Origin of the sequence: Vibrio sp. CyArs1 (assembly GCF_022432925.1) — a bacterium.
Classification (GTDB): Bacteria; Pseudomonadota; Gammaproteobacteria; order Enterobacterales; family Vibrionaceae; genus Vibrio; species Vibrio mediterranei.
In genome coordinates this window covers 19,395-34,725 of sequence record NZ_JAKRBO010000016.1, presented here as the reverse complement: position 1 = coordinate 34,725, position 15,331 = coordinate 19,395, and the positions used below count along the sequence as shown (strand labels likewise).

Annotated in this window: 17 protein-coding genes; 13 read left to right on the top strand and 4 right to left on the bottom strand. The window is 44.4% G+C overall.

What is annotated here, in order from left to right:
* The first annotated feature begins 135 nt into the window (after positions 1–135).
* The 4 genes from MMA19_RS25250 (at position 136) to MMA19_RS25235 (ending at position 2,980) form a co-directional block, all read left to right on the top strand.
* Positions 136–507 (top strand): hypothetical protein, encoded by a 372-nt coding sequence (locus MMA19_RS25250; RefSeq protein WP_006074713.1) that lies wholly within the window; start codon positions 136–138, stop codon positions 505–507.
* An 861-nt stretch (positions 508–1,368) separates the two neighbouring features.
* The gene (locus tag MMA19_RS25245; RefSeq protein ID WP_006074715.1) at positions 1,369–1,989 is read left to right on the top strand and encodes a lysoplasmalogenase; all 621 of its coding nucleotides are present in this window, start codon (positions 1,369–1,371) and stop codon (positions 1,987–1,989) included.
* Positions 1,990–2,078: 89 nt separating this feature from the next.
* Positions 2,079–2,315, top strand: coding sequence for a YecH family metal-binding protein (locus MMA19_RS25240; protein ID WP_038231115.1), 237 nt, complete (start codon positions 2,079–2,081; stop codon positions 2,313–2,315).
* A gap of 77 nt (positions 2,316–2,392) precedes the next feature.
* Entirely contained in the window at positions 2,393–2,980 is a 588-nt protein-coding gene (locus tag MMA19_RS25235; RefSeq protein WP_006074717.1) for a YhgN family NAAT transporter, read from the top strand.
* A gap of 30 nt (positions 2,981–3,010) precedes the next feature.
* On the opposite strand, the gene MMA19_RS25230 is transcribed toward MMA19_RS25235, so the two are convergent.
* Together MMA19_RS25230 and rsmD are read right to left on the bottom strand one after the other, a co-directional pair.
* Positions 3,011–3,316, bottom strand: coding sequence for a DUF1145 domain-containing protein (locus MMA19_RS25230; RefSeq protein WP_006074718.1), 306 nt, complete (start codon positions 3,314–3,316; stop codon positions 3,011–3,013).
* Complete coding sequence (rsmD, locus tag MMA19_RS25225) at positions 3,313–3,957, bottom strand: 16S rRNA (guanine(966)-N(2))-methyltransferase RsmD (protein ID WP_006074719.1); 645 nt, start codon at positions 3,955–3,957, stop codon at positions 3,313–3,315. The genes MMA19_RS25230 and rsmD overlap by 4 nt, the downstream gene beginning before the upstream one ends.
* A gap of 206 nt (positions 3,958–4,163) precedes the next feature.
* Between rsmD and ftsY the strand changes: the two genes are divergently transcribed.
* The 6 genes from ftsY (at position 4,164) to glpG (ending at position 9,892) form a co-directional block, all read left to right on the top strand.
* On the top strand, positions 4,164–5,426 hold the full coding sequence (ftsY, locus tag MMA19_RS25220) for a signal recognition particle-docking protein FtsY (RefSeq protein WP_239914409.1): 1,263 nt from the start codon (positions 4,164–4,166) through the stop codon (positions 5,424–5,426).
* 65 nt (positions 5,427–5,491) lie between these two features.
* Positions 5,492–6,163, top strand: a complete 672-nt coding sequence (ftsE, locus tag MMA19_RS25215) for a cell division ATP-binding protein FtsE (protein ID WP_038231118.1) — start codon at positions 5,492–5,494, stop codon at positions 6,161–6,163.
* Complete coding sequence (ftsX, locus tag MMA19_RS25210) at positions 6,153–7,109, top strand: permease-like cell division protein FtsX (protein WP_006074723.1); 957 nt, start codon at positions 6,153–6,155, stop codon at positions 7,107–7,109. Before ftsE ends, ftsX begins: the two co-directional genes overlap by 11 nt.
* Before the next feature lie 301 nt (positions 7,110–7,410).
* Positions 7,411–8,265 carry an RNA polymerase sigma factor RpoH gene (rpoH, locus tag MMA19_RS25205; RefSeq protein WP_038231119.1) on the top strand — a complete coding sequence of 285 codons (855 nt, stop codon included), beginning with the start codon at positions 7,411–7,413 and terminating at the stop codon, positions 8,263–8,265.
* 470 nt (positions 8,266–8,735) lie between these two features.
* On the top strand, positions 8,736–9,056 hold the full coding sequence (gene glpE, locus MMA19_RS25200; RefSeq protein WP_240207583.1) for a thiosulfate sulfurtransferase GlpE: 321 nt from the start codon (positions 8,736–8,738) through the stop codon (positions 9,054–9,056).
* A gap of 2 nt (positions 9,057–9,058) precedes the next feature.
* Positions 9,059–9,892: a rhomboid family intramembrane serine protease GlpG gene (glpG, locus tag MMA19_RS25195; RefSeq protein ID WP_088876412.1), complete on the top strand. Its 834-nt coding sequence runs from the start codon at positions 9,059–9,061 to the stop codon at positions 9,890–9,892.
* Between the two features lie 10 nt (positions 9,893–9,902).
* On the opposite strand, the gene MMA19_RS25190 is transcribed toward glpG, so the two are convergent.
* Positions 9,903–10,310, bottom strand: coding sequence for a flagellar basal body-associated protein FliL (locus MMA19_RS25190; protein WP_006074966.1), 408 nt, complete (start codon positions 10,308–10,310; stop codon positions 9,903–9,905).
* Positions 10,311–10,469: 159 nt separating this feature from the next.
* Between MMA19_RS25190 and MMA19_RS25185 the strand changes: the two genes are divergently transcribed.
* Both MMA19_RS25185 and ubiA read left to right on the top strand, forming a co-directional pair.
* Complete coding sequence (locus tag MMA19_RS25185; protein WP_031494467.1) at positions 10,470–11,009, top strand: chorismate lyase; 540 nt, start codon at positions 10,470–10,472, stop codon at positions 11,007–11,009.
* A complete protein-coding gene (gene ubiA / locus MMA19_RS25180) occupies positions 11,009–11,866 on the top strand; it encodes a 4-hydroxybenzoate octaprenyltransferase (RefSeq protein ID WP_240207581.1) in 858 nt (285 codons plus the stop codon). Before MMA19_RS25185 ends, ubiA begins: the two co-directional genes overlap by 1 nt.
* Positions 11,867–11,923: 57 nt before the next feature.
* Here ubiA and plsB read toward each other — a convergent pair whose 3' ends face one another.
* Positions 11,924–14,383: a glycerol-3-phosphate 1-O-acyltransferase PlsB gene (plsB, locus tag MMA19_RS25175; protein ID WP_240207579.1), complete on the bottom strand. Its 2,460-nt coding sequence runs from the start codon at positions 14,381–14,383 to the stop codon at positions 11,924–11,926.
* 284 nt (positions 14,384–14,667) lie between these two features.
* On the opposite strand from plsB, the gene lexA reads away from it, so the two are divergent.
* A complete protein-coding gene (gene lexA, locus MMA19_RS25170; RefSeq protein WP_006074971.1) occupies positions 14,668–15,288 on the top strand; it encodes a transcriptional repressor LexA in 621 nt (206 codons plus the stop codon).
* The last annotated feature ends 43 nt before the right edge of the window (positions 15,289–15,331 follow it).

Here is a 15,331-nt window from a genome sequence, read left to right as displayed (position 1 = left end):
TTAAATCTTTACTTGAATTTACCTAACAATTGTCGAATTCTTAATACAGATAGTTAACAATGGAGTGAATGAAATCTTTGGATAGTAGCCAGCGCACCTATTTTCACATTTTTGCTGGTTGTGGGAGGGATGCTTATGTCTGACATTGAAAGTGTAGTGTTGCGAACGAGACGCTTAGAGAAGTTATTGAGGCAGCAATATCGTGCTGATGGAAAAGGTTTGCATCAACTTGTCTCAAGCTGCGAAGAACGGCTGCCGCATGATGTCATTAGCAAACTGAGATATATTGCCACTATCCGCAATAAAATAGTCCATGAAGATGATTATGAGCTAGACGATAAATCTGGTTTCATGAGAGCTTGTGATGAGTGTGAACAGGAGTTAACCCCGAGGAGCAGCCGATTCATTTGGCGCACAGCCATGTGGCTGATGGCACTGATCACATTGCTTGCGATGGGCTTTTACTATGTGCACTGGGAAAAAGTGCTTCATATCTTATCTAAGTAAATAGTTAAAATGAAAAAGGGACGCGAAAGCGTCCCTTTTTTTGTCTTTCTAGCGTTGGCTAGTAAAGAATCGGCAGTGTCATTAATCCAACCACGACGGCTATCATCACTAGACCCTGCTTCTGAGAAGATGAAATCATAACACTGCTCCTTTCTTGAATTCCTATCTTGTTAAACAGAATAGCACTGTTTTTTAATGTTTAGCAAGTTAGAAAGTGAATATCTTCTATTTTTTGCAGTTTTCTTTCCATTAACTAGCGATTAATGGTCAATAAAACAGTGTATTTTCGTAGCTTTAAATCTGTTCAATGTTGTGTTTTTGATGGTTTGTTGTTTTTAACTTAATGATATTAAAGAAAAAATATAGATCACAAAATTGATTATTATTAAAGCTTTGGATTATATTGTCTTCGATCGCTTTGTTTGGTCTAAGTGAGCTTTGTGTTGGTAAGTGGTCAGGATGTTGAAGAAAATCTTGTTCAGTGAGAGTGAGGGGCAAAAAATTCTTAGTATAAGAGAAGAAAAGTTGCAATTTGAACTATAGTCTAAGTACAGTGGACTCTTGGTTGTCATCTTTTAAGTATTGAAATATAAAGATATTAGTGACTTTTTGTTTCGTAGTTCTCTTCGCTGATTTTAGTTCATTAGTGGAAACTGACTTCCGATCTCTATGTTAAAGGGAAAACGTTTGCTTTTGTTTTTTAGCTAATGATTAACAAGAGTCAGTTCATTTTCGATGATCTGGCCCACTGTCAACGGCAATCTTATTTAATTTAAAGCAAGTCCAACTTTTCAACCTTACTACTGGACAGCAAAAGTGAGCTCCATACACTGGCGTGGATAACAAGAATTAGGTGTGTGTATGTGGAGTTGGCTGGCGATAGCTTTATCGTGTTTGCTGTTTATTTTTGCTGTCGAAAAAGGCGATAAGTCTCGAAGTGTGCTTTTTAGCGCTTTGACTCATAGTTTACTAATTGTGCTGTTGGCGACTTCAGGTTTAGAAACCAAGTATGAGCTTTTGGTGCTACTGGGGTTAGTTGTCTTCTTATTTAGTGATGCTTCTGGTCAATACACTCGGTTTGCCAAGCTTAGTTTTGTTGGGTATCTAATTGCTCAATCTCTCTATGGCTGGGCTATGTGGGGACAGGTGAATAGCCAATTTGTGCTGTGGTTGCCCGCTTTGATGCTATGTATCGCTATAGTCACCTTTTTTCTACTGTTACCTCGCCTTGACTCATTTCTGGTTCCAGTGACCGTGATGGGCATTTCTTTAGTGCATTTAGTGTGTGCAGCAGGTGAAGCCTGGTTAGCACAAAGTGGCATGTCATCTTTATTAGGCTTCTTGGGAGCGCTCACTATGGCCCTATCTGCCATGTTATTGGCGTTAGATAAATATCGTTTTCACTCGCGCCGTGCGCGCTATGCCATCTCTGGCAGCTATTATTTAGCTCATGCGTTAATCGTGGCTTCTGCGATTAGCTAGCACAAAAAAGTGTGCGATTGAGGTAGATCATCACGGAAGGGACCACTTTAACGTTAATATTCAATCGTTGATTTAATGAGGATTACCAAATGACCGCTGCTATCCATGCTCATAAAGTGCTTAATCTGTTACGTGAACAACCAATGACACGCGAACAGTTAGAACAAACCGTTATCGAGCAATTTGGAACTGAAGCTCGTTTCCGCACTTGCAGCCGTGAAGGCTTTGACCTTGATTCGCTGTTGGCCTTTTTTGTTGAAAAGCAGAAAGTGATTGAGAATCAGGGAGTATGGGAGCTAAACATAGAGAGAGTTTGTTCTCATTAGACGAGATTGTTTCGACTAAAAGACGACAACTAAGCCTGCTATACTTCACGAAAATCTATCGTTAGCAGGCTGTATTCATGGATATACTCTCCGCGGCGACCATGTTGTTCCTCATCATGGACCCGCTCGGCAATCTCCCTATTATTCTTTCCATCTTAAAACATCTAGATCCGAAACGAAGGCGGAAAGTTCTAGTACGCGAGTTATGCTTCGCTCTACTCATTCTGATGTTGTTCCTTTTTGCGGGGCAGAGCATACTGACTTTCCTTCATGTTAAACCAGAAACATTGAGTATCTCTGGTGGCATCATTCTATTTATCATTGCGATAAGAATGATCTTCCCACAGGCGGGCAGTGTGGCTGGCTTGGCGGCGGGTGACGAACCGTTTATTGTTCCTATGGCTATCCCGATGATTGCTGGGCCTTCAGTGATCGCCTCCATTCTGTTGTTATCAACACAAAACCCCGACAGTTTAACGGACCTGTCGTTTGCAGTTCTCATCGCTTGGGGCGCTACTTTCTTTATTTTGATGTTCTATAGCTTCTTCCATAAGTTGTTAGGAGAAAGAGGTCTGAAAGCGGTCGAGCGATTGATGGGCTTACTGCTCGTTATGATTTCGACACAGATGTTCTTAGATGGGATAAAGAGCTACTTGGGAAGTTAAAAAAGAAAAGCCGCATTCGCGGCTTTTCTCTTATTTATTTTCAGTATCTTCTGCTTTATCGGGAGCAGGCCCCATCATGTGTTTTTGTCTAATATCGAGCAGAGCGAAAATACCGAACGCTAGAATAGAGTATTTTTCCCATGTGCCTAGCTTGAGCTTGTCACCAAAGGCGCCAAGGAAAATGGCCATCTGCACACCATGCATTAAGAACAGAAAGGCTGTCATGATATACAGCGCTATCGCACCTTTTCCTGGGAATGGATGGAAAATATTTAGTATCAATACAAACCAAACAAATCCAAAGGCGATCTTCGCCAGCATTAACAGTGCTTTCATTTTGTTTCCCTCTCAAATAATCGATAACAAACCTGACCTGCCGTTTTTTCTTTTAATGGATCCCAGTGCTCAGGGATGACGTCGATTTGTAATTCTTTTTCCGTTTCAATATAGATTAACGCATTGTCGGCAAGCCAACCATTATCTTCAAGTTTTTGAATCACTTCTGGTAGCAAGCCTTGACGAAATGGAGGATCAATAAACACTACATCGTGTGGTTGTCCTGGTTGGTCTAAAAAGCTTAGTGCATTGCCGTGATGGGTGACGATATTGTCTGCCTTAACAAGTGCTACATTACTGATAATCTGTTGGTAAGCTTTGTCGTTGAGCTCAATCATAGTGACTTGCGCAGCTTGCCGAGAAGCCGCTTCAAATCCTAAGCTGCCTGAGCCAGCGAATAGATCTAATACCTTAGCGTGTGGAATATCTTGCGCTAACCAGTTAAACACCGTTTCTTTGACTCGATCGGTGGTTGGACGGAGTCCTTCTGCATCGTGAACCGGCAGTTTTCGTCCGCGCCACAGTCCGCTAATAATGCGCACACTCCCCATTGGTGCCTTACCCCCGCGAGTGGCGCCTGAACGAGATGTCGTCTTCTGGGACGGTTTTTGTGATGGAGTTTGCTTGCGACGTCTAACCATAGATTTTTTGACCGACAATTAAGTGTTACTATAACGGGCTCATTAAAGAGCTTAATTGGATAAGTGACGAAGTGTACCAATCTCTGACAAAAGTTTTCACTGCTTTGTCGCAATTATTTTTTGCATCGCTTGTCGTAAATAGATAGCGTTTTAAGCAAATCCGAATTTAAGACCATTTGAAAAGACAGTATTCAGGATAGTTTCAGATGACAGAAAAGAAAAAACGCGGGTTACTCTCGTGGCTTGGCTTTGGTGATGAAGAGCAAGCACCGCAAAAACAACAAGAGACATCTGCTGACGTTGAAGCCGAACAACCGCAGCAAGAAAGTAGTGATGTTGAGGTCACCGCAGAAACAGCACCTGAAACGGTAGAGCAGGAACCAACAACTGCGGAAGAGGTTGCAATACCTGAAGCGGAAATCAACACTGAAAGAGCAGAAGCAGAAGCAGAAGCAGAAGCAGAAGCAGAAGCAGAAGCAGAAGCAGAAGCAGAAGCAGAAGCAGAAGCAGAAGTGATTGCCCGAGTTCAAGAGCAAGAGAAGCCAACTGAGAGTTTCTTTGCGCGCCTAAAGCGTAGCCTAAGTCGTACAAAAGCCAATATTGGTGCAGGTTTCTTTGGCTTATTCAAAGGCAAAGAGATCGACGATGAGCTGTTTGAAGAGCTTGAAGAGCAGCTGTTAATTGCTGACGTTGGTATGAACACCACGGTTAAGATTATTGATAGCTTAACTGAAAAAGCCTCTCGCGCTGATCTTAAAGACGGTGAAGCTCTGTATGGTCTGCTTAAAGAGGAAATGGCAGAGATTCTAAGCCATGTTGAGAAGCCTTTGGAAGTTGATAGTACTAAGATGCCTTTCGTTATACTGATGGTAGGGGTTAATGGTGTTGGCAAAACAACCACCATTGGTAAGCTTGCTAAGCAGTATCAAGCCCAAGGTAAGAAAGTCATGCTGGCTGCGGGTGATACCTTCCGTGCTGCAGCTGTTGAGCAGCTTCAAGTATGGGGCGAACGCAATGACGTACCGGTTATTGCTCAGCATACTGGCGCAGATAGTGCGTCAGTTATTTATGATGCCATTGAAGCAGCAAAGGCGCGCGGCGTTGACGTTGTGATTGCTGACACCGCAGGTCGCTTACAAAACAAAGCCAACCTAATGGAAGAATTGCGCAAGATCGTCCGTGTTATGAAGAAGATTGACGAGTCGGCACCGCATGAAATCATGCTAACGCTAGATGCTGGCACCGGTCAAAATGCGATTAGCCAGGCGAAACTGTTTAGCGACGTAGCACCGCTGACGGGCATTACGCTGACGAAGCTAGACGGAACCGCGAAAGGTGGGGTTATCTTTGCCTTAGCTGACCAGTTCCAAATCCCAATCCGCTATATTGGTGTGGGCGAAGGTATTGACGATTTGAGACCATTTGAAACACAAGACTTTATCGACGCACTGTTTAGCCGAGAAGACTAAGTAAAACTCAAGGGATGCGCAGCATCCCTTGTCAAAAATAGGCATCCAATCAGGGGAATGATTCGGTGATCAAATTTGAGCAAGTGAGCAAGGCTTACCGCGGTGGTAGACAAGCGTTGCAAAAAGTGGATTTTCACCTTCGACGCGGCGAAATGGCGTTTTTAGGCGGCCACTCTGGCGCAGGTAAAAGTACGCTGTTAAAACTGATCTGTGCAATTGAACGACCAACCGATGGTCGTATCCTTTTTAACGATCACGACATCAGCCGTTTGCCATCAAAGGATATCCCTTTCCTTCGTCGTAACATTGGTATCGTATTTCAAGACCATCGATTACTAATGGATCGCAGTGTATTTGATAACGTGGCGCTGCCAATGCGTATCGAATCTATCTCTGAAAATGAAATCAAGCGTCGAGTTTCCGCAGCACTAGATAAAACGGGTTTACTGGATAAGGCCAAATGTCTACCGAGTCAGTTGTCTGGTGGTGAGCAGCAGCGCGTGGGTATTGCTCGAGCAGTTGTGAACCGACCTACTATGCTATTAGCAGATGAGCCTACCGGTAACTTAGACCCTGAATTGTCCAACAAAGTGTTAAAGCTGTTTGAAGAGTTTAACCGCGCAGGCGTATCCATTTTGTTGGCGACACACGATATCCATTTGGTTCGCTCTAGACCTCAATATCGTTACCTTGAACTGAACCAAGGATTCTTAAGTGAGGTCAGTGATGGTGTTTAAACGTAAAAATAGCAAGCCAAAAAAGCATCGTTTAAAGTCGGATAATTTCTTTACTGTGCATTGGAAGCAGGCAAAAGCGTCTTTAGTAGAGATGTGGCAGCGTCCATTGGGTAACATTCTAACTCTGGCGGTTATTTCTATGGCGCTAACCATGCCAGCTTGTCTTTACCTCCTAGGTAAGAACGTCGTGGCAGTGACCTCTAACGTGGCGAGCCAATCGCAAGTCACCGCGTTTATTTCCGTCGGTGTGCCGGATGCAAGGGTGTTGGTACTTAAAGACGCAATTGAAGGTTGGGAAGAGGTCAGTTCGGTTAAGTACATTACGCCGCAAGAAGGTTTAGCTGATCTCAGTGAACACTCTGGCCTGGATCAGGCTCTGAGTTTGCTTGACGGTTATGCGCTTCCTGGGGTGCTTACCATTATTCCAGTGAATGCCGACGTACAGACTGACCGAGACTTAGTGGCTAAGCTGCGTACTCAAGAAGAGATTACCGATATTCGCCGCGATGAAGACTGGTTGAGTCGATTTGATGCAATCAAAACCTTAGCCTCAACATTAGTCGTGACGTTATCGGTGCTGATGTTGGTTTCTGTATTCTTGATTGTGGGCAATACATTGCGTTTTAACGTATTAGCCAATAAAGAAGCCATTCAAACCATGAAATTGATTGGTGCGACCGATGCTTATATTTTGAGGCCTTATCTCTATTCAGGTATGTGGTTTGGGTTGCTGGGTGCGGTTGTTGCTTGGTTGTTGACGGCGTTGATTACTGTCCTACTCAATAGCGCTGTGACCGACCTTGCTACTCTGTATGATAGCGATTTCCGACTCCTTGGTCTTGGTTGGGACGAGACCTTGCTAATCCTGATGCTCGGACTATTCTTGGGGACAGGCGCGGCAAGAATTTCAGCTAAGCGTCACTTAAAAGAAATTGAACCGGTTTAGAAAACTCAGGTCAGAATACTGATTGAGCGGCAAAGCTGCTCAATCCTGATGCAGAGTGTAACAATTGTTCGCTTGTATGTGACTATTAATAATTATGTAGTTATTCAGTGAGATAGTGGGAGCTCAGTCCCATCTGGGCAGAAAATACCTATTAATGAATGAAATTTAATCGGCATTTACCCTTGTTTAGACCAATTGATTATGCATAATTACTAACCCCTTCTTGAATCTCAGCCTATTAAGGTTCAGTATTGATGGATTAAGAAGGCGTTAATCCCACTCGACACGAACGAGGAATTGAATGGCAAACCAAGCGTATCCAATGGCATTAGTGACACAAGATAGCCTTGATGGCTACATCCGCTCAGTCAACAGCTACCCAATGCTGACGGCTGATGAGGAGCGTGAACTAGCAGAGCGATTACACTATGACGGTGAAATAGAGGCAGCGAAAGGGCTGATTTTGTCTCATTTGCGATTTGTTGTTCACGTTGCTCGTGGCTATTCTGGCTATGGACTTCCTATGGCTGATTTAGTTCAAGAAGGCAATATTGGTCTGATGAAAGCTGTGAAGCGCTTCAACCCTGAAGTAGGGGTAAGACTGGTATCTTTCGCGGTGCATTGGATTAAAGCGGAAATCCATGAATACGTATTACGTAACTGGCGTATCGTGAAGATTGCGACGACTAAAGCTCAGCGCAAACTGTTTTTTAACCTACGTAAGTCGAAAAAACGCTTAGGTTGGTTCAACAATGGTGAAGTAGAAACGGTAGCAAAAGAGCTGGGAGTCGAGCCATCAGAAGTCAGAGAGATGGAATCACGTCTCGCGGCTCAAGATTCAACGTTTGAAATGCAAAACGATGATGACGATACCGGTTCATACACTGCACCTGCGCTTTATCTTGAAGATAAGAGCTCAGATCTCGCAGAAGACTTTGAAGCTCAGAACTGGGAAACTCACACCAATAACCGTTTAGGCCACGCGCTTGCGACGCTTGATGAGCGTAGCCAGCATATCGTGCGTTCTCGTTGGTTGGATGACAACAAATCTACGTTGCAAGATTTAGCCGATACCTACGGTGTGTCTGCGGAGCGTATTCGCCAGTTAGAAAAGAACGCAATGAAGAAACTTAAGGCAGCCGTCGGCGAGTTTTAAGCTTAATTTAAAGCAGAATAAATGATTAAGGCCGAGATCGAGAGATCTCGGCCTTTTTACTTTTGATCTGAGAATCAAAACGATCGAATTATGTGATCACATTTTTCACTTGTGGTCTGTGGATAAGTCTGTGACAAAATTATTTACCAACTGTCAGAAAGCAGCGACAAACGGTCGATTGAAGCGCTTTTGGTACTGGGGATACCTTTTGCTTTACACACAGATAGATCAAGATCATACCTAGATGTTGTGGATCGTTGGATCTAAAAGCACCTTATCAACGCAATCCACAGAGTTACACACAGATGGTGGTTTTTTAAGCTTAAGTGGATAACCTTATTGATTATCGGTACTTTGACAACACTGAATAGTGATACTATCAGACGTGAAATAACAACGTATAAAAAGCATCGAATCCAAACTAAATTTGATATTGATTGGTGCACAAAGAAAGTGAAGGTTTAGACTCTATGGAGCAGTTTCAACACATCGATGTGGTCAACGCACATCAACTACTGAGCAGTGACTCAGCAGCACGATTGGTGGACATTCGTGATATTCAGGCATTTACCGTGGCACATGCCTCGGGTGCATTTCATCTTACCAACGACAGCATTGTTGATTTCATGCAGCAAGTGGAGTTTGAGTCGCCAGTGTTGGTTATGTGCTATCACGGCATCAGTAGCCAAGGTGCGGCGCAATATTTGCTAAACCAAGGTTTTGAGCAGGTATATAGTGTTGATGGTGGCTTTGAGGCTTGGCAGCGCGCCGAATTACCAATAGAGAAATAACTATGATTAGATTGATCACGATTCAAAACCCGAGAATGGGTCAGGCATTTATCGATTATATGGCATCGAGAAAGATTGATGTACAAATGATGCCTGAAGGAAGTGGTCAATTTGCCTTGTGGCTGATACATAGTGAAGACCAAGTCGAGGCGGAGGCTGAACTCAAGCAATTTCTGACCGAACCTAATCATCCGAAGTACCAAGCCTCTTCTTGGGACATGGCTGAGACGCGACAGAATAAATTCCATTATCAAACACCCAGCTTTATGTCATTGCTTAAGGCAAAAGCCGGCGTGGCGACTTTGAGTATCATGCTCATCTGTTCAGTGATTTTTATTTTGCAACAGCTTGGTTGGGGGGAAGCTATCTTTGCATCTTTGCATTTCCCTGCTCTCGACGGACAGCAATGGCAAATCTGGCGTTGGTTTACTCACGCACTGCTGCATTTCTCGGCATTACATATCATCTTTAACTTATTATGGTGGTGGCAACTCGGAGGCGATATTGAGAAACGTCTAGGCTCTGTGAAGCTTATTGAGATATTTTTGATATCGGCTGCGGTATCTGGAACCGGACAATACTGGGTCGAGGGTGCAAACTTTGGTGGCCTGTCAGGCGTAGTTTATGCGTTGGTGGGATATCTTTGGATGCTCACTTGGAAACGACCTGAGCTTGGTCTTATCATTCAAAAGCCGATCGTAGGCTTTATGTTAGTTTGGCTTATTCTCGGTTTCTTCCAACCTTTCTTGGCGATTGCCAATATGGCGCACCTAACTGGTCTAGCAAGCGGTATCGTATTAGGGTTGGTGGACAGCCAGCGTTTGAAAGCGCGTTAGGTTGCGCTTTCTATTGGTATAAGTATTTGGTAAATAAAAGGTCGGCGATGACGGCCTTACCGGTTTCTGCTAACAGTAGGTTGTTGAGATTTTCAACTAAGGCGTGACGAATTTCTTCTCGACCAGCCAAAGATTTGATGACATCTGCATTTTGACGACCGAGTAGCTCTACAACCGCATCACGAATAAGTGGTTGATGATGTTCAATAATAACAAGGTCGCTGGCATCCGCGACCATAACGTCGATTCGTACTTGAACATAACCGAGTCGCTTGCCCTCAGTATAAAAGTTCGTCGTCAACTCTGGTTCTAAAGTAAAATAAGCGAGGCTAGGAGCAGTAGAATCTGCCGAAAGAGCAGGGAATGTGACAGTCAAGCCCATGATAAGGAAAAACTGGCTTAGGTAACGTTTACGCATATTTCTCTCTTTCTAACTCCATTTAGCCGATATTCCATAAGCCTAATTTTGTTACAATAGCACGATACAACTAGAGTTTATGGCCTCTTCGAGTGGTACAATACGCCATTCAGAAGAATAATGATTGTACGCCTTAAGCGCGTGTTATTGAATAGCAAAATGAATGATTCAGTTTTCGATTATCTGAAAGTATTAAGCCACGCTCAATGGCAATCTCCAGAACAGTTTCGATTTACCAATGATAATGTCTTGCAATGGTTAACAGAGCAGGGCTCTTTGTCACATAAATTAAGTGCTCATTGTGATCACTTCGCAGTAGAAGTTGTGCGCAACGAAGCCAGTACTCCACAATGCATGTCACATGAAGAAGTGGAGTTACTTGATCACGAAGCCTGCTGGCTACGAGAGGTGGTGCTATCAGGCGATGATGTGCCTTGGGTCATCGGTCGCACATTGATGTCGCTCGATGCCATGGATAGAAGCCAATACGACATTTCACAACAAGGAACTGTACCTATTGGGGTCACCGTGTTTTCAAGCTCAGATACTAAGCGTGATGCATTGCAAGTGGCTATGATCTCGACTCCGCAAGGGGACTTGTTTGCTCGTCGCTCTCGTTTGTGGGTCTCGGGACATCCAATATTGGTCGCGGAGCTTTTTCTTCCCGACTCGCCGGTCTATAACATGGAGAGTGAATAATGACCTCGGCAAAGGCAAAAGCCTATTGGCAGTTAATGCGAATGGACAAACCCATCGGCTCGTTACTGCTGCTCTGGCCAACACTTTGGGCGCTGATTCTTGCGGCCGAAGGGATACCAGATTTGCATGTATTAGTGGTCTTCTTATTGGGGGTGATCATGATGCGAAGTGCAGGTTGTGTGATTAACGACTTTGCAGATCGCAAGGTGGATGGTCATGTAGAACGCACCAAACTTAGACCGCTTCCAGCAGGTTTGGTGTCATCAAGAGAAGCCATAGCGCTGTTCCTTTTCCTCGCTATTGCGTCGTTTATCCTTGTATTGACGATGAATACTCTGACGATACAGCTGTCGTTTGTTGGACTATTTTTAGCGTTTATTTATCCATTTATGAAGCGCTATACCCATCTACCGCAATTGTTTTTAGGACTGGCTTTCAGTTGGTCGATTCCGATGGCGTGGGCTGCACAAGCAAATGAGCTGCCACCTATGGTTTGGTTTGTCTTTGTGATTAATGCCCTTTGGACCATTGGCTATGATACTCAATACGCCATGGTTGATCGTGACGATGACTTAAAAGTAGGGATCAAATCGACGGCAATCTTGTTTGGTCGCCGTGACAAACTCATCATTGGTTTATTGCAGTTTGCCACGTTACTTATGCTGTACACATTGGGTGGATGGTATGAACTCGGTGCGAGTTATTATTGGAGCTTGCTGGTGGCTGGGGCATTGTTTGTTTATCAACAATGGCTCATTAGACAGCGTGAGCGAATGCCGTGCTTCCAAGCTTTCCTCAATAACAACTATGTAGGCATGGTGGTGACGATCGGTTTGCTAGTAGCATTTTGGCCGTAGCAAGATAGAGAATAAAACAAAGGCGCTATTGAATAGCGCCTTTGTTATTTATGGGATTTACTCAGAAGTAGGTGCTTCTTCTATAGCATTTTCTACATCGCTTTGATGCACACTCTCCTGAATAGTTAATCTCACCTCAGGGTAGAGCAAGCTGTATAGTAGGCTAGCTAACGTTTCGGTAGCGGCGCTATCACAGTTACCTTCTACATCAAGGTAGCCTTGTTCTTTCAGGGTGCTGAACAGAGCTGCAAAGGCTCCTTTATCAAAGAACTCCGGAGCATTAATGCCATGAAGACGACCAAGACGCTGGGCAATTTCTTGGCTCTTCTGTTCCAAGTCACTCTTGCCTAGTTCAGGGTAGCTGGCCAGTAGATTAAGTGAAATCGCATAACGTTGAAGCGTCTCGGAAATCGTTCTACCTAGTAACATCAAGGTTTGAGTGTTGGATTGGTTCATTGAGACAAAACCTTGTTCCACCACGACCAGTTGCTGGCGCTCAAGTTCTGCAACGATGCCGTCGACGGCCTGTTCCAACTCTGCCTGGTCTAGATTCAAGAACAGCTCTTTCTTGAGGAAAGGATAAAGCTTTTCCACATTGTACTTGATAGCTTCAAGTGACAATTTATGTTGGCGGATTAACATTTGTGCGATCAAAGATGGCAATGCAAACAAGTGGATGATGTTGTTGCGATAGTAGGTCATCAGAATCGACTGGTGACGATCTAGGGAAATAATGTCACCTAAGGTATCAGATTCAATGACAAACTTGTCCAATGACTCGGCGTGAGCTACCAATTCTTCTGCTGAATCGTTAGGCAGCGTGCTAGTTTGTGAATAAGGAACATGCTTAAGCAGCGACAGATAACAATCAATCTGTGACACCAAGCTGTCACGAGATAACGCCCGTTGACGTGAGGCAAGCAAGGCTGTGGCACACAGCGTTAATGCATTAGTTGCCGCAGCATCGTTAATGTTAGTCATCATCTTGGTCGCAAGATCGTTGACTGCAGGTACCAACCACTGTGGTTTACTGGTGCCCATTGGATCAATGTCTTGCGTCCAGTTTGGCGCGGCTTCATTGAGATATTGATTGAGTGGAATTGGCTCACCAAAGTTCACATAGCCTTGACCAAAGTTGCGCAGTTTACGAATGGTCTTGATTACTTGGCCTGCATTCTCTTTTTCTTTGCGCTTACCACGTAGCTCTTTGGCGTAGGTGCTCACTTCCATCACATGTTCATAACCAATGTACACGGGAACTAGAGTGACAGGGCGGTTGAGGCCGCGCAACATCGCTTGAATCGTCATTGCCAGCATGCCGGTTTTTGCTTGCAGTAAACGGCCAGTACGTGAACGACCGCCTTCGCTGAAATATTCAACGGAATAGCCTTTGGCAAATAACTCTGCCAAATATTCGCGGAAAATCGTCGAATAAAGCTTATTTCCCTTGAAACTGCGGCGAATAAAGAACGCGCCACCACGACGGAAAATAGGCCCTGCTGGGAAGAAATTGAGGTTAATACCCGCAGCAATGTGCGGTGGTACCATGCCTTCACGGTAAAGAACATAGGACAATAATAGATAGTCCATATGACTACGGTGACAAGGTACATAAACAATTTCATGACCGTCTTGCGCTAAACGGCGCACGGTAGAAGCGTTATTGACGTTGATGCCTTGATAGAGTTTGTTCCACAGCCAATGAAGGATATGGTCGCCACTTTTTATCAGCTTATATGAGAAGTCAGCAGCAATTTCATCCATGATTTGATGAGCTTCTTTGCGTGCTTTTTGTTCACTAATATCGTTAGCTTGCGCGTAGTCTGTGATCGCTTGCTCAATCACTTGGGAGTTGAGTAAACGATGGAATAGTACTTGGCGGTTTGGCAGGTTAGGGCCAGAGGCAGCGAACTTCTGTCTTGAGAAGTGGATACGGGCTACACGCGCCAGTTTGTGAGCGATAGATTCATCCGTGCCATGTGAATCTGCCATATAGCGTAGCGACACTACTGGGCTAAAGCGCACCATGCAGTCCCTACCTGAAGCAATAACCGCGAAGGCTTTTTGCAGACCGTTCATCGGTTGCAGGTAAGGCTTTGGTGTTTCTTCTTTACCAGGTTTACGGCCCCAAAGAACGGTGGTCGGAATAACCTGAACATCAAGTTCACGGTCTTTCTCGTGCTCTTTAAGTAAGTCAGAAAACAGTGCGATGGATTCGTTCGGAACGTTCTGGTCGCTACTAATGAGAGTTGGTCTTGAGGCGATGAAGACAAAGCGACTACGCTCTTCTCCATTGAGCACGATAGGCTCTAATGGATCCGGTAACCCAACGGCCAAGGCTTGCTCTTGTAATGCGAGCAGATCGACATTGGAGCTAAACGGAAGGGCGTACACCACAGGTTTCGTTGCATCGATATTGTGGTCTTCGATAGGGTTAGATGGAATCGCCGTCCCTTTTACCAATACCGACATTGGCAGTTTAAGAAAGGAACGGAACAGTGATTGTCCTGAAGACATAAAGGTTCACAGCCTCAATTTGTTCGAAAGAAACAATGCCTGAGAAGCACACATACTATGAATTGTAGTGTGTTAATCCTAGGCACTATATTTAGAGCGGTGCAAGCATACCAGAAACTGGTCTTACCTTTTAATGAAAAAACTCGTTACATCCTAATTCGGTGTTTTTTGCTCTGTCTGAGTTAGATATGGTGTTAAGCCGCTAAAAAAACAACCAATTGTCTTTGCAATTAAACCATTACTGGATATACTCACAGTTAACTGTATAAACAGACAGGTGAATTATGAAGCCGCTAACGCCACGACAACAGCAAGTTTTTGATTTAATCAAAAGCAAAATAGACGATGTAGGTATGCCACCTACTCGTGCCGAGATCGCGAAAGAGTTGGGTTTCCGCTCTGCGAATGCGGCAGAAGAACACCTAAAAGCTCTAGCACGTAAAAAAGCCATTGAAATTATCCCTGGTGCATCTCGAGGCATTCGTATTCTGCTTGAAGATGCAGCGAACGAAGACGCTGGCCTGCCATTGATTGGTCAAGTTGCTGCGGGTGAGCCTATTTTGGCGCAAGAGCATGTTGAAGCACACTACCAAGTTGATCCGAGCATGTTTAAACCACAAGCTGATTTTCTGCTGCGTGTTAATGGCGAAAGTATGAAGGACATCGGTATTATGGACGGCGACCTACTTGCAGTACATAAAACGCAGGATGTTCGTGATGGACAAGTGGTGGTTGCACGTGTCGATGACGATGTGACGGTAAAACGACTCGAGCGCAAAGGCGCGACCGTATTGCTGCATGCAGAAAACGAAGAATTTTCTCCGATTGAAGTCGATCTAACTGCTCAGCACCTTGCTATTGAAGGGGTTGCGGTTGGTATTATTCGCAACACTGATTGGATGTAATAGCACTAAGGCAGATAAGCAAACGACTTCTCTGCCTTAAATT